Origin of the sequence: Nocardia cyriacigeorgica (genome assembly GCF_010868145.1) — a bacterium.
GTDB lineage: Bacteria > Actinomycetota > Actinomycetes > Mycobacteriales > Mycobacteriaceae > Nocardia > Nocardia cyriacigeorgica_D.
Window position 1 is genome coordinate 33,258 of record NZ_JAAGUY010000007.1, and the last position, 18,204, is coordinate 51,461.

Consider the following 18,204-nt stretch of genomic DNA (forward strand, 5'->3'; position numbering starts at 1 on the left):
GACTCGCATAGTCTGTTTCGCGGCCCGCTCTGGTCCGGCCCGGACCCGATCGGACTCCGACCGCGCATCACGGCGATGGTGCGGCACATCGAACAGGAGGGCAGCCCGGATGTCGGCTGGTGGTGGGAAGAAGGCGATCATCGCCGCGTTGACGGCGAACGCCGGAATCGCGGCGGCCAAGTTCGTGGGCGCGGCGATCACCGGATCAGCGTCGATGCTGGCCGAGGGCGTGCACTCGGTGGCCGACACCGCCAACCAGGGTCTGCTGCTGTTCGGTCAGCGCCGGGCCGAAAAGGAGGCCACCGAGCTGCATCCGTTCGGATACGGACGCAACCGGTACTTCTATTCGTTCGTCGTCGCGCTGGTGCTGTTCACCCTCGGCTCGGTGTATGCGATCTACGAGGGCATCCACAAGATCCAGCATCCCGAGGAACTGAACTCGCCGATCGTCGCGATCGTCATCCTGGTCATCGCGATCGGGCTGGAGACCTACAGCTTCCGCACGGCGGTCCACGAATCGCGTCCGCTCAAGGGCCGCGCCAGCTGGTGGCGGTTCATCCGCAATTCCCGCAGCCCGGAGCTGCCGGTGGTGTTGCTCGAGGACACCGGCGCGCTGATCGGTCTGATCCTCGCGCTCGCCGGTGTCGGCCTGACCATGATCACCGATAACGCGATCTTCGACGGTATCGGCACCCTTGCCATCGGCATCCTGCTCGGCGTGATCGCGATCGTGCTGATCGTGGAGATGCAGAGCCTACTCATCGGTGAGGGCGCGACCCCCGACGAGGACCGCGCGATCAGGGACAACCTCGTCGACGGCGAACGGATCGACCGCGTCATCCACCTCAAGACCCAGTACATGGGCCCGGAGGAGCTGCTGGTGGCCGCCAAGGTCGCTATCGCGCCCGGTTTGGATATCGCGGCCATCGCGGCAGCGATCGACGACGCGGAGTCGCGGGTCCGTGCCGCCGTCCCGGTCGCTCGGGTGATCTACCTCGAACCCGACCTGTATCGGACACAACCGGCCTGACATCCGAAGCGCCCCTCCATGCGACAGCAGTGGAGGGGCGCTTTCGTCAGGGCGTAGCTCGGTGCCGTCAGCCGATCCGGAAGCTGATCGGCGCGGCCTGGGTGTTCGCGTATGGCATCAGCGAAGCGGGTCGCAGCGTCGGCTCGAATCGTGCGGGGACATCGGTCCAGCTGGTCGTCCCCGCGGCCGGTCCGGTATCGAGGCGGGCCAGGCGGGTGCGTGCCAGCGAATCCGCGCCGACGGTGTCGGAGGTGGAGGTTTCGGCGGTCAGCCAGGTTCCCTCGGGCGTGAACTCGATCCACGGGTCGGCCACGGCGATCTCGCCAAGGTGGAAGCGCGTCGCGGCGACGACGGTGCCGCGGTAGCGCACGGTGCCGTAGCCGGTGGCGTCGACATCGGCGGAGTCGAAGGTGAATCCGAGGTTGCCGTCGTCGTGGACACCCGCACCCTCGAAGCCGGCAAGGGTGCCCTGGAGGGTGTCGGTGACGGTGGCTTCGAAACTCGGGGCGAAGGCCCAGCGCAGATCCCGCGGTGGTGGTGCAGGCGCGTTCGGGCCCGGCGCCGGATCGAATACCACCGGTGCCGCGAGCTCCTGGGCGGGGTTGACCGCTTCAGCGGCGCCGTAGGTGTAAACGCCGAAACGAGCGTCGGCGGGGATCAGTTCGGGAACGCGCACGTGCAGCGTCGCGGTGAAGTCACCGTCGGGCTCCAGCTCGACCCACTGGTGGCGGATGGTGCGCTGGAAGTCCAACGGCGCGCTCGGCACACGATCGAGCGCGGACTTCGACAGCACCCATTTCACCGTGGAACGCTGGGCGGCGCGCGCAGTGGTCGGCGCGCCAAGGGAAGGCCGCCAGTCCGGTGCGAACGCGCCGAAGGTGACGAAGACGCCGTGCGGAACACCGGGCGGCACGGGGACGGGCAGACCGGAGGTGTTGGCCTCGGGGTCGAAGCCCCGGCCTCGGACGACGATGGTGTCACCGACGTGCACCGGCGTATCGGACAGCGGGGTCCGGCCATCGGCGGTGAACAGTTCGATCGCGGGAGCGGGCGGGGCGGCGGCGGTGGGAGCCACGCCCACAACGGTCCCGGCACCGGTGACCGTGGCGATGGCGACAACCGCTAGCAGTGTCGTTCTCACGCCTTCGAATCTACGACGGCGGCGCGAACCCTCAGTAGGGACGTTCGGCCCTACCCGGTGGGACACGTACCACAGTCACCGGGCCCGCAGCAGGTCGAGCGGATCGGTCCGCACGCCGAACCGCGAACGCAGCACATGACGAGCGGCGTGCAGGCCACACATACCGTGCACGCCCGGCCCCGGTGGTGTCGCGGACGAACACAGGTACACACCGGGCAGCGGTGTGGCGTACGGATTCCAGCGGGGCACCGGGCGGAAAGCGGTCTGGCGCAGGGTCATCGCGCCGGCCGAGATATCGCCGCCGATGTAGTTGGCATTGTGCGCGGGCATCGCGACGGCGGTGCGCACGTTCGTCGCCAGGATCAGGTCACGGAATCCGGGGGCGAACCGTTCGACCTGTGCGATCACGGTCTCGCTGACATCGCGATCTGAGCCGTTGGGCACATGGGCGTAGGTGTAGAAGGTGTGTTTGCCCTCGGGTGCGCGGCTCGGATCCACCACGCCGGGCTGGATGGACAGCACATACGGACGTTCGGCATGCCTGCCCGCGGCTACGGTGCGCTCGGCTTCCATCGCTTCGGCGCGGGTGCCGATCAGATGCACGGTGCCTGCCGAGGCAACCCCCTCGGCCTGCCACGGGACCGGGCCGGACAGTGCGAAGTCCACCTTGCAGGCGGCGCCGCCGTAGCGGAACCGGTCCAGCCCGCGCCGGTACCCATCGGGCAGGCGTTCCCCGCCGATGCGCAGCAGTTCGGCGGGCGCGGTATCCAGCAGGACGGCACGGGCGTCACGGAACTCTTCCAGCGAGTCGACCCGGTGCCCGGTGATCACCCGCCCGCCCAGCCGCGTGAGCTCGGCAACCAGCGCGTCGATGATCGTCTGGCTGCCACCACGCGGGATCACCCAGCCACCGGCGTGCGCGAGGGTGCCGAGCAACAGACCTGCACCGACCGCGGGCAACGCCCGTGGGACCGTGATCGCGTGCGTGGCGACCCCGGACAGCAACGCAGGCGCCTGCGCACCGCGAAACCGGAGATTCCATAGCGGTGATCCCTGCTCCAGCATCCGTAGCCCGAACCTGACAGCGGCCGGTGACAGCGCGGGCATGCGCCGCAGATCCGACATCGCCAGGTCCACCACCTGCGGCCAGTCCCGCACCAGCGGCTCGAACAGTGACCGCCACGCCTGACCGTCGACCCCGAGCCCCGCTGCGGTGCGCTCCAGATCGCGCCACGCGACCCCTGCCGTGCCCCCGTCGAGCGGGTGCGCATAGGAGGCCTCGGGCACGAGCAGTTCCACACCATGCGCTGCCAGATCGAATGCGCGGAAGACGGGCGATGCCAAGGCCATGGGATGCGCGCCCGCACAGGTGTCGTGGTGGAACCCGGGCAGCGTCACCTCGGCAGTCCGGCACCCGCCCCCGGCCGTGTCCTGCGCCTCATACACCTCGACCGACAACCCGGCCCGCGCCAGGACCACCGCAGCCGCCATCCCGTTCGGCCCGGACCCCACCACCACAACATCAGCCATACCCCGATTCTGCCGTGTGGCTCGGGGCGCGCACCGTCATCGGATTCACACCCCGCGGCGGGTCCAGCGGCCATGAGGGCCTTGGCGAGACGCCTCGGTGACCGACGACACGACCCCCTGGCTGATCCGGATCGAAACACCCGAGGCGTGGATGCGGGGCGATCGCCGTCGGTGTGCACGCCTCGTCAGTCGGCGGCCGAAGTCAACTGGGCGAACAGCACTTTCATTCGTTCATCGCGCCAGTCCGGGCGCAGGCGCGCGCCCTGGTCGAGAGTGGCGAGGCCGTGCACGGCGGCCCAGGTCACTTCGGTCCCCGTTTCGACGTCGGCCGATCCGGCGAACGGGGCATAAGCCTGTTCGATTTCGGCGTAGCAGGCCTTCAGCGGTTCGGGCGCGTCCGGGCCGAAAACCAATTCCGTGCGCATCAGAAACATTGCGTCGTAGCGGGCGGGGTGGGTGGCCGCGAAGTCGAGGTAGGTGGCGATAACGGCGGCCAGCGCGGCGGCGGGGGTAGCCGCGGCAACGCGGGCGCTGTGCAGCAGATCTGCGAGCTCGACGAAACCCTGTTCGGCGACGGCCGTCACGATGGCAGTTTTGCCGCTGAAATGGCTGTACAGGACGGGTTGGCTGTACTCGATCCGGTCTGCCAGCTTGCGCACCGTCACCGCTTCCCACCCCTGCGTCTCGGCGAGCTCACGGGCGGCGTCGATGATGCGCTGATGCCGTTCGGCGCGTTCACGGTCCTTGCGGGTTCGGATGGTCACCCCAAAATACTAGCAGCGCTAGACACAGTAGCGCGGCTATATTACAGTTGCTCGCACAGCTAGCAACGCTAGATCGAATCGCATTGGAGACGACGATGCCCCTCTCTCGCATCAACACCGGACTGTCCCTGCTCGGCGCCGCCTTCATCCTCTACATCGGCATCAGCTACCTGATCACGCCGGAGACCATCGCCACCGGCTTCGGCCTGCCCGCATGGCCGGAGGGCGAGGCGAGCGCCTTCATGAACCTCAAGGGCGTACGCGACACCGCCTCCGGGGTGCTGATCCTCGCCCTGCTCGCCACCGGGCATCGCCATGCTCTCGGTATCGCACTGCTTGCCATGTCCCTGGTGCCGATCGGCGACATGCTCACGGTCCTGAGCTGGGACGGTTCGACCGCCATCGCGCTCGGGGTACACGGCCTGACCGCCGCATGGGTGGCGGTGACCGGCGGCCTGCTGCTGCGCGAGCCGCGGGTTCAGCGCACAGACTCGATCAGCCACCGACCGGCCACCGTTCCGGCGTAGGGATGTGATCGGGAACACGTTCGGGCAGCGATGAATTCATCGCTGCCCGATCCGTCTGGACCGATACAACCGAAGATCAGTAACGAGCCTCAGGAGATCCGATGACCAAGCCGCACGGCCCCGCGTCCTACTTTCCCTCCATCGAAGCCAAGTACGGCCGCACCATCGACGAGTGGAAGACCGCCATGCGTGAATCCGGCCTCGGATCGAACAAGGAGCTGGTCGCGTGGCTCAAGACCGAGCACGGCTTCGGGCACGGCCACGCCACCGCAATCACCCAGCATTTCCTGCACCCGGAGAAGTGGGCGTCCTGAGTCAGACGTCGGTGGAGAAGCGGATTCCGCCGTCGGGGATCTCGACGCCGGGCCAGATCCGCGCACCGCGCAGCAGCTCACAGCGGGCGCCGACACTCGCGCCGTCACCGATGACGGCATCGCGGACCAGCGCCCGCGGACCGATCCTGGCACCGAATCCGATGATCGAACGCTCGACTGTCGCCCCGGCCTCCACCCGGGCACCGTCGAACAGCACCGCACCGTCGAGGCGGGCACCGGCACCGACTTCGGCACCGCGGCCGACCACCGTGCCACCGATGAGCAGCGCACCCGGCGCGACGCCCGCGCCCTGGTGCACCAGCGATTCACCGCGCTGACCGGGCAGAGCGGGTGAGGGCGCGATCCCGCGCACCAGATCCGCCGAACCGCGCACGAAATCCTCGGGGGTGCCCATATCGCGCCAGTACGAGGTGTCGACATGCCCCTGGAGCCTGGCGCCCTCGGTGAGCAGCGCGGGGAACACCTCGCGTTCCACCGACACCGGACGACCCGAGGGGATCTTCTCGATGTACTCGCGCCGGAACACGTAGCAACCGGCATTGATCTGGTCGGTCGGCGGATCCTGGGTCTTCTCCAGGAACGCGGTGACCCGGCCGTTCTCATCGGTCGGCACACAGCCGAAGGCGCGCGGATCGCTCACCCGCACCAGATGCAGGGTGACGTCGGCCTTGGTGGATTCGTGGGTGTCGAGGATCGCGCCGAGGTCGGTGCCGCCGAGCACGTCACCGTTGAACACCATGACGTTGTCCGCGCGCAGCTTGGGCAGCACATTGCGGATGCCGCCGCCGGTGCCCAGCGGTTCGGTCTCGGTGACGTACTCGATCTCGAGACCGAGGTCGGCGCCGTCGCCGAAGTGCTCCTCGAACACCTCGGCCTTGAACGAGGTGCCGAGCACGACGTGGGTGATGCCCGCTTCGGCGATCCGGGCCAGCAGGTGGGTCAGGAACGGCAGACCGGCCGTCGGCAGCATCGGCTTGGGTGCCGACAGGGTCAGCGGACGCAGCCGCGTCCCCTGACCGCCGACCAGAATCACGGCGTCGGTGCCTGAATGTCCTGACATCGAGGGTCCTCTGTTCACAGTGGATCGTCCGCGAGCGGTGCACTCACGAAGCTTCGTCACGCGCCTTCGCACGCAGCGCAGATCGAACCGCAATCCGGGAGCGAACCGCAAGTCCGACCCGCAGCGCGAGCCGCAACGGTGCCTGCCACCAGTGCGGATGCCGGTCGGCCTGGAATCGGTAGGCGCTGGCGTGGTGGGCCGGCAGCATCAGCTCGGGGTGACGCCCCGCGGCGTGGCCCTTGGCGTGGGTGACCTCGGCGGTCGGCACGAAGACGTTGTGCCAGCCCGCGCGGCCCATTCGGTCACCGAAATCGACGTCTTCCATGTACATGAAGTAGCGCGAGTCGAAGCCGTCGATGGCGTCGAAGGCGGCACGGCGCACCAGCAGGCAGGACCCCGACAGCCATCCGACCGTGCGTTCGGAGACCTGCTCGTTTTCCTGGCGGTAGCGCACCGTCCACGGATTGGATTTCCAGATCGAGCCGAGAATGGCGTGACCCGCACCGTCGAGCAACCCGGGCACCGAGCGCGCGGACGGATAGACGCTGCCGTCGGGTTCGCGAACCATCGGGCCGAGCGCACCGGCGCGGGGCCAGCGCTCGGCGGCGGCGAGCAGTTCGTCGATCGCGTCGCTGCTCCAGCGGATATCCGGATTGGAGATGACCACGAATTCGATCGACGGATCCAGTTCGGCGACGGCGCGGTTGATGGCGCCGCCGTAGCCGATATTGCCTCCGGTCCGTAGCAGCCGCACATGCGAGTTGGCCTCGGCCACCAGTTCCGGCACACCGTCGACCGAGCCATTGTCGGCCAGGATCACCTGCGGCTTCTCCGCGGTGGCAGTGGCAAGAGTGCTGATGAAATGCTCGAGGTGCTCGCCGGGCGAGTAAGTGACCGTGACGACGGCCAGGCTGGGCTGACTCGTGGAATCGGAGGGGCTCACAGCCGGTAAGCCTAGACGGCGCAGTCGGGCTTTGCCCGTCCACAGCCCGCGCATGGCCGGAGCGGATGCGGAGGTACGCCTAGACAGCGCAGTCGGGCTCTGCCCGTCCACAGCCCGCGCATGGCCGGAGCGGATGCGGAGGTACGCCTAACGTGGATGGTCGATGAGTGCGGCTTCGAGCGCCGAACGCCAGGACCGCAACGGAGTCAACCCCGCACCGGTCCACGACGAGTCCGACAGCACCGAATACGCCGGGCGCCGAGCAGGTCTGGGGAACTTCGACGAATCACAGGGCCGCACCCGCTCCGGATCGGCGCCGACACCGGCGAATACCGCTCGCGCCAACTCGAATCGGCTCGCGGTGCCGGAATTGGTGGCGTGCAGCAGACGCGGTGCGTCCGGGGTGCCCGCCAATTCCAGCAGGGCAAGGGCGAGGTCACCGCCGTAGGTGGGGCAACTGAGCTGATCGTCGACGACGTCGATGGTGTCGCGCTCGCGTTCCAACCGCCGCATGGTCGCCACGAAGTCGCCGCCGGCCGCGCGGAACACCCAGGAAGTACGCACCACGTGCACCTGTGCCGTCGATGCCAGTACGGCCTGCTCACCGGCCAGTTTCGACCGGCCGTAGACCGACAGCGGCGCAGTGGGATCGGTGGCTTGGTACGGCCGGGTGGACGTGCCGTCGAAAACGTAATCGGTGGAGATATGGATCAGCCGCGCACCGCGGTCCGCGCAGGCAGCGGCCAGCACGGCCGGGCCGGTCTCGTTGGCCGCGAAGGCAGCCTCCGGCTCGGATTCGGCGGCGTCGACGTTGGTGTACGCGGCACAGTTGACGACCACATCGCCGGGCCGGATGGCAGCACGGACGGCCTCGGCGTCGGTGACATCGAGATCGCGGTGGCCGAACGCGCGTGCGGCGGGTGCGTGCCTGCGCAGCTCATGCCCGAGCAGCCCACCCGACCCGGTCACGATCAAGCGCTCGATCAGGGCGGAGTCGGACGGGTCGCGAGGAGGTGTAGCGGCGGTCATGCGGCCAGTCTGGCACGCCGTGGCACCAGCAATTCGGCTCCACCATCGTTGCCGTTGGTTAGCCTCGTGATGGGGCTGGGTGTCACGAACGACGCTGAGTCGAAAGGACTGGAATCGGTCGCCGAGTGTGTCGAGCGGACCCGGCGCGGTGGAGAGGACTGCAGGTGGCGCAGCGGAGGAGCGCAGCAAGTGGGGGCGGCGCACCGACATCACGCAGCGGGTGGGAGCCGGGTTCGTTCGGCCCCGTGCGTGCACTGGTGGCGGTGATCGCTGTACTGGTGCTGGTGGTCACCGGATTGGCCTGGCGCAGCGTGGACAGCCTCATCTCCAATATCGAACGCATTTCCGACCTCGGCCTCGGCGGCGGACGTGACGGTGCGGTCGACATCCTGCTGGTCGGCGTCGATTCCCGCACCGACGCGCACGGCAATCCGCTGACCGACGCCGAACGCGCCATGTTGCACGCGGGCGACGAGATCGGCACCAATACCGACACCATCGTGCTGGTCCGGGTACCCAACGACGGCAGCTCGGCCACCGCCATCTCCATCCCGCGCGATTCCTACGTCGATATCCCTGGCCTGGGCAAGGGCAAGATCAACTCCGCCTACGGCATCACCAAGCAGCAGGAGCAGCAGGAACTGCTGGACGATGGCGCCTCCGAACAGGAGGCCGAACGCAAATCCACCCAGGTAGGCAGGCAAACCCTGGTGAAAACGGTCGCCGGGCTCACCGGCATCACCGTCGACCATTACGCCGAGGTGAGCCTGCTCGGGTTCGTCCTGCTCACCGACGCGGTCGGCGGTGTGGACGTCTGCCTGAACAATCCCGTCGACGAGTGGATGTCCGGCGCGTCGTTCCCGGCGGGCAAGCAGCGCCTCGACGGACCGCGCGCCTTGAGCTTCGTCCGCCAGCGCCACAATCTGCCCCGTGGTGATCTGGACCGGATCGTGCGCCAGCAGGTGTTCATGGCCCAGCTGGTGCAGCAGGTGCTGAGCAAGGACACTCTGAGCAATCCGAGCAGGCTGAGCGAACTGAGTGAAGCCGTCGGTCGCACTGTGGTGCTGGACGACGACTGGGACGTGCTGGCATTCCTGCAGCAGTTGCAGGATCTGACCGGAGGCAAGGTCACGTTCGAGACGATCCCGGTGGCCGATCTCAACGGCACAACCGCCGATGGCGAATCGGTGGTTCGGGTGGAGCCGAAAGCCGTGAAGTCCTATGTCGCCTCGCTGGTGGGTGAGGAGAGCGACGAACCCGACGAACCGGCCGTCGCACCATCGACGGTGACGGTGAACGTGTTCAACGCGAGCCTGGTCGGCGGCCTGGCGGGCGAGGTATCACAGGCCTTGAGCGCCAAGGGTTTCCAGCAGGGCGAGGTGGACAACTACAGCGGCGGATCGGTGACGAGCAGCCGGGTACTGGCCGCGTCGACCTCGGATCCGAAGGCCAAGGCGGTTGCCGAGGCGCTGGGCGGGCTGACCGTGCTGGCCGACGAGTCGGTTCCGGCGGATACCGTGAGCGTGGTGCTGGCGAGCGACTATTCTGGTCCCGGGTCGGAGGCGGGCGGCATGTTCGACTTCGACACTCCGTCAACCTCCGCCACCCCCGTACCGCCCGCTCCGCCGATCGATGCGGGCAAGAACGGACCGACATGCGTGAATTAGCCACCGTGCATGAAACAGTCAGTGAGCGTGAACCAGCCGATGCGTGATCTCGAGCAAGCACTGACCCTCACCGAGGCGGTGCTCGACCCGATCCTCGCGCGCGAACCCGCGGGTCCGCGCGTCACCTACTACGACGATGCCACCGGGGCCAGGATCGAACTGTCCGGCCTGACGCTGGCCAACTGGGCTGCCAAGACCGCCAACCTGGTCCGCGACGAATTCGGGCTCACCCCCGGCGCCCGGGTCGCGGTGCTGCTGCCTGCGCATTGGCAGACGGCCGCGGTGCTGCTCGGCTGCTGGTGGGCCGGCACCGAGGTGGTCCTGCACCCGGACCCCGATGCCGACCTGGCCCTCGCCACCGTCGGCCGGCTCGACGACACCGACGGCGCGGGCGAGGTCGCGGTGCTGTCGCTGGACCCGATGGGGATGCCGGTGCGCGATCTGCCTGTCGGCATCACCGATTTCGCCACCTCCGTGCGCGTGCACGGCGACCAGTTCCTGCCCGGCGGGATCGGTATCGCCCTGGACGGGATGTCGGTCTCGGAGGTCCTGGCCGAGGCCCGCACATCGGCGCTGCGCCAAGGTTTCTCCGAAGGCGACCGGGTGCTGTCGAGCACCCCGTGGGATACGCCGGCCGAACTCATCGACGGGTTGGTCGCGGTCCTCGCGGCGGGCGCATCGCTGGTCCAGGTGGTCAATCCGGATCCCACGCTGCGCGAACGCCGCGTCGCGACCGAACGGGTCACCGCCCTGCGGGGATGAGGCTCGCTGTGCGCCCGACTCCTACCGTGGTATAGGTCGTTTGTCCGACTCTGGGACGTTCCCGCTGGTGCGTGGGTTCCGTACGGTGGTGATATCGCACACATCAGACGATGGGGTCGGGTGAGAGATGAAGCCGCAGTATTTGTTCCGGTGGTTGTCGGCCCACGGTATGCCGCGCGCAGTCCTACGGACACAGGCCCGTCGTGGTGACGCCTTCGCACGATTGATGGGCGGGCCCGATGGACTCGACGATCCGTATCCGTTGATCGAGCAGCTCCGCGGCGACGGAGGGCTACAGCGGGCCGCCATCTCGTGGGTCACCTTCGACCACGGGCTGAGCCGAGCCATTCTGCGCGACAACCAGTTCGGAGTGCGCACCCCGGAGAGTTTCGCATTGCCGGGACCACTGCAATGGCTGTCGAAGCGTTTCCCGGTACCGCCCAATCCGGTGGAGCCGCCGTCGATGCTGGTGATCGACCCGCCCGAGCACACCCGCATGCGCAAGCCGGTCTCCTCGGCCTTCACCCCGCGTGCCATCGGCAAACTGCGGGATCGAGTCGAGACGGTCACCGCCGAACTGCTCGACGCGCTGCCCGCCAACGGGTCCGCCGACCTGGTGGAGTCCTATGCCGCCCAGGTCCCGATCGCGATCATCTCCGAAATGCTCGGCTTCCCTGACGAGGACCGGCAGATGTTCCTGCGCTGGGGCGACCGGATGACCCCGCTGCTCGATTTGGGGATCTCCTGGCAGGCGCACCGCCGCGCCATGGATGCCACCCACTTCATGAACCACTACCTGATCGAGCACATCGAACGCCTGCGTCGCACCCCCGGCGACGACATTCTCAGCACCCTGGTCACGACAGGCGAGCTGAACACCGAGGAACTCATCGCGACCGCGAGCCTGCTGATGGGCGCCGGCTTCGAAACCACGGTGAACCTGATCAGCAACGGCATCAGTCAGCTACTGGCGCACCCCGACCAGCTGGACCGCTTGCGCGAAGAACCGGATCTGTGGCCGAACGCGATCGAGGAAGTGCTGCGGTTCGATCCGCCCGTACAGACCACGGCACGCACCGCACTCACGGATACGGAACTCGAGAATGTGCCCCTGCGGGCCGGCGCCACCATCGTGCTGTCGCTGGCGGGTGCGAACCGCGATCCCGAGGTCTTCGAGGACCCGGCTCGCTTCGACGTGGCCCGCGCCAACGCCAAAGACCATCTCACCTTCAGCAGCGGCATCCACGTCTGTCTCGGCGCCAGCCTGGCGCGTATGGAGGGCACCCACGCCCTGCGTGGGCTCTTCGAGCGCTTCCCCGACCTGCGACTTGAAGGCCCGCCGCGGCGCAGGCAATTGTTCACGCTGCACGGCTACGAGCACATGCCCGCGTATCTGGGACCACGCGCGCGCAGCCCACAGCACAGCGGCGTCTGATCCGGCCGGGCTGACAATGAAGGGGCGACCTCGAGGAGCCCCGTTCGCGGTGCCGCAGGCGCCGCAAATCAGACACAGTCAGGCGAAGCCGACGGCCCTCTGCCCCCAGGCGGTGTGCAGGTCGTGCTCGGGGTCGTCGACGACGCGATCCACCGAGTCGATGAGCAAGGTGGTGCGAGTGGTCCCGTGGTAGGGCGGCCAGTGCTTGGATCCGTCGAGGGCCGCGGGCACGCCGTACCGGGCGAAGGCCAGCCAGCGCCGCATCATCCGCCCAGATATCTCGGTGGCCACTTTGCGGCCACCCAGCCAGAATGTCGGATCATGGTTGAAAGTGCCGAAATTGCCGAATACGTACGGCAATTCGGTCGCATGACCGGCACCGACGCGGGCCGCGCGCAGCATCGGCGTGGCGTGGTCGAACCGGTACATCCAGGTGCGCGCATGACGGGAGTGCGCATCAGCGACCCAGTGCGCGGGCATCCGGAACGCGGCATCGGTGGACATGGCGAGCGCGCCGCGCGGCTTGGCCAGATCCGGATAGGCGGAGGTGATCTCCGCGATGCGTTCGTGCGACATCCCGGGATGGCTGTCCTGGACGCCATTGAGCATCGCGTTCACCGCGTCCGGGGTCACCGGCATGATCGGTGAACGGAACAACCGGAACAGCGACGCCTCGTCCTTGTTGGTGCCGATGATCAGCGGCACCTGGTGCGAGAGCCCGTCGCGGAAACGGTCGGTCGGATAGCCGGGCAGCAGGTCTCCGTCGACGACGGGCGCGGCGGCGAGCGTGCCGGGCGATTGGATCGGCACTTCGTCGATCAGCACCGCTGCCGCGTCGATGATCCGGTCGATCGGGCATTCCAGCAGTTCAACGGCCCGTTCACGGGGCAGATCGATCAGCTCGAGAAAACGGTCGGCAACCGCGGCGGCTCGTTCGGGGCCGAAGACCGTCGTCGCGGGCGGGCTCTGCGCGATCGCTCGATGGAACAGTCCCGCCGCACGGGGCGCGGTGAGCAACGCAGTCACGCAGCCGCCGCCGGAGGACTCACCGAAGAGGGTGACATTGTCGGGGTCGCCGCCGAACGCGGCGATATTGCGCTGCACCCATTCGAGTGCGAAGAGCTGATCGTGCAGGCCGAGGTTGGGGACGAAGTCCGGCGACAGCGACGACAGATCGAGGAAGCCGAGCGCGCCGATCCGGTAGTTGACGGTCACCAGAACGACATCGCCGGTCTCGACCAGTTTGCAGCCGTCGTAGATGCCCTGCGCGGCGGTGCCGAGGCAATACGCGCCGCCGTGCAACCACACCATGACCGGGCGCGGAGCCCCGGCGGTGGCCGCCGGGGCGAAGACATTGAGCCACAGACAGTCCTCCCCCATCCGCAGGCCTTTGTCGATGGGAACGGTGTTGTCCATGTTCTGCGGCGCGATCTCGCCGAACTCGTTCGTCTCGCGGATGCCGTCCCACGGCTGCGGTGCGCGGGGCAGGGAGAACCGATGCCGACCTGCCGGTGCGGCCGCATAGGGCACACCACGCCAGACGAACACCTCGCCGCCGCGTGCTCCGCGTACCCGGCCGTATTCGGTTTCTGCCACCGGCGCCGACTCGTCCTGCGTCACCATTGCCTCGAACAACTCAGTGCTCATCGCAGACTCTCCTCACACCTCTGTCTATCGAGGGTACGACGGTGTTCATGACAGCCACAGTGACCGAACCCCACGCGTAGACGGCGAGTCGCGCCCGGCGCGTCGGCACCGCAGTTCAGATAGCAATTCCGCAGCGACTGTCTGCTCAGTCACGTGCTCGCTATGCTGTGCCGATGCCGAGTTACAGCTTTCGGTGTCGCAGCTGCGGTGACACGTTCGAGGTGAATCGTCCGATGGCCGAGGCGTCCGCGCCCGCCGCCTGCCCGAGTGGGCACGATGACACCGTCAAACTGCTCACCACGTTCGGGACGGTCGGCCGCGCCGCGACGCCCGCGCCCGCCGCCGCACCGCGTCCATCGGGTGGGTGCTGTGGGGGCGGCTGCTGCGGCTGAGGCCGCCCAGGTCAGTCGCGCCGGTCGGCGTGGCCGAGGTCGCGGTGCGGGGCGACGCGATCACGTACCCGCTGTTTGAGCACCGCGATATCCGGGAACCCGCCGTCGGCCTTGCGTTCCCAGATCTGCTCGCTGTCGACGGTGATGCGGAAAACCCCTCCCGTCCCGGGAATCAACGCGACCTCACCGAGTTCGGTGGCGAAGGTACTCAGCAGTTCCTGCGCCATCCAGCTCGCCCGCAGCAGCCAGCGGCACTGGGTGCAGTACTCGATCGCGACGCGTGACATGCGGCGAACCCTACCGGTCGGTGGTGACGGCGCCGTCGAGATAGACCCAAGCACCCGAGTCCCGGACGAACCGGCTGACTTCATGCAGTGAGCCCCGACCGGTGTCGTCGCGGTAGTGGGCGGTGAACTCGACCACGCCGGTGTCGTCGAACGGACCGCCGCGTTCGGTGCGCTGGATCTCGAGGAACAGCCATTGCTGGTTCGGATCGAGTGCGAGCTGTTTCGGGCGGGTACGCGGATGCCAAGAGTAGAGCAGATAGTCGACGTCGCCGATGGCGAAGGCGGTGTAGCGCGACCGCATCAGCGTCTCGGCGGTCGGTGCGCTGCGCTCACCGGCCACTATCGGCCCGCAGCAACTGCCGAACGGTTCACCGCGTCGGCACGGGCACGGCTGCGTCTGATCCATGGCACCGATCATGCGCAATGGCAGCGCTCGACACCAAGCCGGGTTTTGCCGATGGAGTCGCCGGCCGTGCGCCGATCACCCGACCGCGGCCAGTTCGGCGGCGATGCGCGCGGTTTCCTCACGCCAGCGGCGCAGCTCCGTGACACCGGGTGCCAGCTCGTAGTCGTGATGGTGCGCGGCGTGCGACAGCGCCGACCACAGCGTCGCGATCCGCGCCGCGGTGAGCGGCCCGGCGAAGGTGCGCAGGGCCAGTAGCTGGGCGCGCATCGGGCATCGCATCAACTCCGGCGCGACCCGCGCCCACAGTTCGTCGACCACCTGTTCCAGCGCGATCCGCAGAATCCAGGCCGTGGCCCGCGACCACAGGCCGCCCGCATCGGTGACGGCGCCATCGAGCAGGCTGTCCACTGCCGCCAGCCGTTCGCCCACGGTGGGGCGATCGTCGGTATGGGCGGGGTCATCATCGCGGCGCGGCCGGTTCGGTCGAGTGCGGCCCGAATTCTTGCGTCCACCCTTGCCCCGCGCACCGCGGCGGCGTCGTCGCGCAGGCGGCTGTTCTTCACTCACCGAGCCAGCCAGTCGACGAGCTTCTCGGTATCGGCGATGAGATCGTGCATGCTGCGCCCGATCGGAACGTGGGCCCCCGCGGTGGCGTCGCGGAGCGCACCGACAGCCCATTTCCCCACGCGGGCAAGATGTTTGCCCAGCTCCTCGATGCGCCCGGACGGGCCTAGTACCGCGAGAGCGACCATCGCCCTTGTCGATTGCGCGGTGTCGATGAGTCGCTGGACCTCGCGGTGGTCGACACCGTCGGCGAGCAGTTCGCGTCGTGCCCTGGCCAGGCTCGCTGCCTCGAGCGCGGAGCGACAACAGGTGGCGACCAGTTCGTCGGCGATCGCGGGCGGCAGTTGCGGGGTGCGGGTCAGTGCACGGGCGTCGTCGAGGTAGCGCAGCACCGGATCACCGGACACACGCACCTCCACTCGCGAACGCTCCCGCCGCTGAACCTCGAGCACCCTGGCATCGATCTGCATTCGGCGCACCGCCTCCGCCAGCCGCTCGTCATGGGTGAACACCACCACCTGACGCGTCCACGCCACCGTCGCGAGCACCCTGGCCAACCCATCGACCTTGGCCGGATCCATCGCCTGCACCGGATCGTCGATCATCACGAACCGGAACGGGCTGTCCTCCACGGTGGCCCGCGGCAGGAACAGCGACAGGCCGAGCGCGTGCAGTTCGCCCTGGCTCATCACGCCGAGCGCCGCACCGTCGACCTCGTCGACAGTGACATCGAGTAGTACCCGTCGCGCGGTGTTCACGTTGCCCTGCAAGCGGATTCCACCCAGTTCGACATTGCTCTGTTGTCGCAGGCTGTGCCAGACCCAGCGCGCGGTGGTCTCCAGGGGCGCCATCCGTTCTCCGCGCAGCCCGGCGGTGGCGGCCTTGAGCCACTCCTCGGCCTTGCGCGTGGTGCGTAGTTCGTCCGCGTGCGCGGCCACATCGCGGGCGCCGTCGAGCCAGGCGGCGATGCGCGGTGTCAGCGGTGCCCACACCTCGTCGAGCCGGTCCAGTTCCTTGCGAGTGCCCTGCTGTAGGAGTTCGAGTTCGTCGACCAGTCGCGCGTGGGCCGCCAACAGCCGACCAGGCAGGTCATGGGTGTAGTCGGTGTCGGTGAGCGCCGCCCATTCGCTCCAGGCACGGCGGACCGCCGCGGTGTCCACACTGGGCGGATTGCGTGGATCGAAGGCCAGTTCGGTTGGCAGCTGTTCCGGCAACGCTCGGGCCGCCCGTAGTGCGCCGTCGAGTTCGTCGCGGGCGCCGGCGAGGGCGGCGACGCGGTCGGTCAGTGCCGTGATGGAGGCGTCGGCGGCACGGGACCAGTCCGCGTCGAGAGTGCCCCGCCCGCACACCGGGCAGGGGCACGGGCTCACGACCGCGGCGTGGTCGCGAGCGCCGATGAGCAGCTCCAGGATGCGCAGATCTGCCTCCGCATCCGCGGTGGCATCGCGGTCGAGCGCTGCGCCACATTCGGTGAGGCGGGCGGCGATCTCGGCGACCTCGGATTCGGCGGGTAGCCGCAGGCGAACGATGGCACGCAGGCCGTCGGGTTCGCCGCCGGTGTCGGCGCCGAAGAGTTCGCCGTCGACGGCGGTCAGGTCCGGGGCGGGCGGGCGGAGCAGTTCGGTCATCCGGACAGCGCGATCGTCGGCGACGGCGGCCAGTTCCGCGAGGAGCTCGAGGCGTTCCTGGCGGGAGTCACGCGCGGCGCGTTCGAGCTCGAGGCGCCGCATGCGAATGGTCTCCTGGGCGACGGTGAGTTCGTCGAGTCCGAGCAGTTGGTGCAGGGCGTCGAACAGTTCGCTCGGTTTACCGTCGACCAGCGCACCCAATTCGCTGTAGGACAGGAACGGGCGGTACAGCTCGAGCGGCACCGACCAGCGCCGGGCCGGAAACGGTGCGCGACCGGCGGCGGTGCGCTGGGTCCACCGGGCCTCCGATAAGGCCGCGCCGGGCGACCATTCTTTGGTGACCGTGAGCTGCGGGCGCTCGCCGCCGGCGAGTAGTTCCAATTGGATGCGCGCGGGTTCGGGTTCGTGCAGGTTGCGCCAGCCTTCGCGCCAGGCCGCCGACCGCCCGTCCCAGCGCCGGTTGCCGCCGGTGAGGGCCAGCTCCGCGGCCTCGGCGAAACTGGATTTTCCGCTGCCGTTACGCCCGACCACCAAGGTCAGGCCCGGGCCCGGCGCCAGTTCGAGGGTGGTCTCGGCGCCGATGCCACGGAAACCACGGACTCGGATGGCACGCAGGAAGATGCCAGCGGCACCGAATTCGGCTGTGGGTTCACTCGTTTCGAGATCGCCGAGCGCCGTGAGGATTGTGTGCGCGATATCCGGGGTGACCGCGGGATCGGATTCGAGCCGCCGCATCACCAGCTGGGCCAGCCGGGGCGCGTGCCGACTCGCCGGGTCCGTCTCGGAATTCGTGCGCATGAACCACCCCCTGCACCACCGAACCGCGGCGCACCTCCACCCCGCGCGCGGTCGCACTGTACGAAAGCTGTCCGAAACGCTACCCGAAAGCCGGGCGTAGGCACAGATGAGAAGCTGCCCGCGGGGATGGAATTGGCCATCGAAACACGGGGCTGCGCTCCGATGTCCACCCCTCGCCAGCCCCGACGGGCAGCTTGTTGGTGTGTCACCCTGTTCGGGTGGCTCGGGCGAGCCGAACAGATCAGAATGCCAGAGGTCA

General features: G+C 68.4%; 18 protein-coding genes. 7 read left to right on the top strand and 11 right to left on the bottom strand.

Translation table 11 applies throughout. From position 1 onward, the window contains the following. Positions 1–109 precede the first annotated feature (109 nt). Complete coding sequence (locus tag GV792_RS11420) at positions 110–1,030, top strand: cation diffusion facilitator family transporter (RefSeq protein ID WP_163824046.1); 921 nt, start codon at positions 110–112, stop codon at positions 1,028–1,030. Positions 1,031–1,097: 67 nt separating this feature from the next. Here the strand turns inward: GV792_RS11420 and GV792_RS11425 are convergent, their stop codons facing one another. The 3 genes from GV792_RS11425 to GV792_RS30225 form a co-directional block, all read right to left on the bottom strand. Further along, on the bottom strand, positions 1,098–2,171 hold the full coding sequence (locus GV792_RS11425; protein WP_163824047.1) for an HtaA domain-containing protein: 1,074 nt from the start codon (positions 2,169–2,171) through the stop codon (positions 1,098–1,100). 75 nt (positions 2,172–2,246) lie between these two features. Beyond that, positions 2,247–3,701: a phytoene desaturase family protein gene (locus GV792_RS11430; protein WP_163824048.1), complete on the bottom strand. Its 1,455-nt coding sequence runs from the start codon at positions 3,699–3,701 to the stop codon at positions 2,247–2,249. Positions 3,702–3,886: 185 nt separating this feature from the next. Continuing rightward, positions 3,887–4,465, bottom strand: a complete 579-nt coding sequence (locus tag GV792_RS30225; RefSeq protein ID WP_163824049.1) for a TetR/AcrR family transcriptional regulator — start codon at positions 4,463–4,465, stop codon at positions 3,887–3,889. Between the two features lie 95 nt (positions 4,466–4,560). Between GV792_RS30225 and GV792_RS11440 the strand changes: the two genes are divergently transcribed. Beyond that, a complete protein-coding gene (locus GV792_RS11440) occupies positions 4,561–4,992 on the top strand; it encodes a DUF4267 domain-containing protein (protein ID WP_163824050.1) in 432 nt (143 codons plus the stop codon). 101 nt (positions 4,993–5,093) lie between these two features. Further along, positions 5,094–5,306, top strand: a complete 213-nt coding sequence (locus GV792_RS11445) for a DUF4287 domain-containing protein (protein WP_163824051.1) — start codon at positions 5,094–5,096, stop codon at positions 5,304–5,306. Position 5,307: 1 nt separating this feature from the next. Here the strand turns inward: GV792_RS11445 and GV792_RS11450 are convergent, their stop codons facing one another. The 3 genes from GV792_RS11450 to rfbD all read right to left on the bottom strand — a co-directional run bounded on the left by GV792_RS11450 (position 5,308) and on the right by rfbD (position 8,359). Beyond that, on the bottom strand, positions 5,308–6,387 hold the full coding sequence (locus GV792_RS11450) for a sugar phosphate nucleotidyltransferase (protein WP_163824052.1): 1,080 nt from the start codon (positions 6,385–6,387) through the stop codon (positions 5,308–5,310). A gap of 43 nt (positions 6,388–6,430) precedes the next feature. Next, the gene (locus GV792_RS11455; protein WP_163824053.1) at positions 6,431–7,330 is read right to left on the bottom strand and encodes a glycosyltransferase family 2 protein; all 900 of its coding nucleotides are present in this window, start codon (positions 7,328–7,330) and stop codon (positions 6,431–6,433) included. Positions 7,331–7,477: 147 nt separating this feature from the next. Beyond that, positions 7,478–8,359 carry a dTDP-4-dehydrorhamnose reductase gene (gene rfbD, locus GV792_RS11460; RefSeq protein ID WP_163824054.1) on the bottom strand — a complete coding sequence of 294 codons (882 nt, stop codon included), beginning with the start codon at positions 8,357–8,359 and terminating at the stop codon, positions 7,478–7,480. A 245-nt stretch (positions 8,360–8,604) separates the two neighbouring features. Between rfbD and GV792_RS11465 the strand changes: the two genes are divergently transcribed. The 3 genes from GV792_RS11465 to GV792_RS11475 all read left to right on the top strand — a co-directional run bounded on the left by GV792_RS11465 (position 8,605) and on the right by GV792_RS11475 (position 12,223). Then, the gene (locus tag GV792_RS11465) at positions 8,605–10,026 is read left to right on the top strand and encodes an LCP family protein (protein WP_175582962.1); all 1,422 of its coding nucleotides are present in this window, start codon (positions 8,605–8,607) and stop codon (positions 10,024–10,026) included. A 39-nt stretch (positions 10,027–10,065) separates the two neighbouring features. Beyond that, a complete protein-coding gene (locus GV792_RS11470; RefSeq protein ID WP_163824199.1) occupies positions 10,066–10,788 on the top strand; it encodes a TIGR03089 family protein in 723 nt (240 codons plus the stop codon). Positions 10,789–10,915: 127 nt separating this feature from the next. Continuing rightward, positions 10,916–12,223 carry a cytochrome P450 gene (locus GV792_RS11475; RefSeq protein WP_163824055.1) on the top strand — a complete coding sequence of 436 codons (1,308 nt, stop codon included), beginning with the start codon at positions 10,916–10,918 and terminating at the stop codon, positions 12,221–12,223. Positions 12,224–12,301: 78 nt separating this feature from the next. On the opposite strand, the gene GV792_RS11480 is transcribed toward GV792_RS11475, so the two are convergent. Next, a complete protein-coding gene (locus GV792_RS11480) occupies positions 12,302–13,870 on the bottom strand; it encodes a carboxylesterase/lipase family protein (protein ID WP_375154462.1) in 1,569 nt (522 codons plus the stop codon). A gap of 173 nt (positions 13,871–14,043) precedes the next feature. Between GV792_RS11480 and GV792_RS11485 the strand changes: the two genes are divergently transcribed. After that, positions 14,044–14,262, top strand: a complete 219-nt coding sequence (locus tag GV792_RS11485) for an FmdB family zinc ribbon protein (protein WP_163824056.1) — start codon at positions 14,044–14,046, stop codon at positions 14,260–14,262. Positions 14,263–14,273: 11 nt separating this feature from the next. On the opposite strand, the gene GV792_RS11490 is transcribed toward GV792_RS11485, so the two are convergent. The 4 genes from GV792_RS11490 to GV792_RS11505 all read right to left on the bottom strand — a co-directional run bounded on the left by GV792_RS11490 (position 14,274) and on the right by GV792_RS11505 (position 17,945). Beyond that, entirely contained in the window at positions 14,274–14,549 is a 276-nt protein-coding gene (locus GV792_RS11490; RefSeq protein WP_163824057.1) for a SelT/SelW/SelH family protein, read from the bottom strand. A gap of 10 nt (positions 14,550–14,559) precedes the next feature. Further along, positions 14,560–14,955 (bottom strand): YchJ family protein, encoded by a 396-nt coding sequence (locus GV792_RS11495; protein WP_256668236.1) that lies wholly within the window; start codon positions 14,953–14,955, stop codon positions 14,560–14,562. A 75-nt stretch (positions 14,956–15,030) separates the two neighbouring features. Beyond that, on the bottom strand, positions 15,031–15,522 hold the full coding sequence (locus GV792_RS11500) for a hypothetical protein (RefSeq protein ID WP_256673804.1): 492 nt from the start codon (positions 15,520–15,522) through the stop codon (positions 15,031–15,033). After that, on the bottom strand, positions 15,519–17,945 hold the full coding sequence (locus tag GV792_RS11505) for an AAA family ATPase (RefSeq protein WP_163824059.1): 2,427 nt from the start codon (positions 17,943–17,945) through the stop codon (positions 15,519–15,521). Before GV792_RS11505 ends, GV792_RS11500 begins: the two co-directional genes overlap by 4 nt. Positions 17,946–18,204 lie beyond the last annotated feature (259 nt).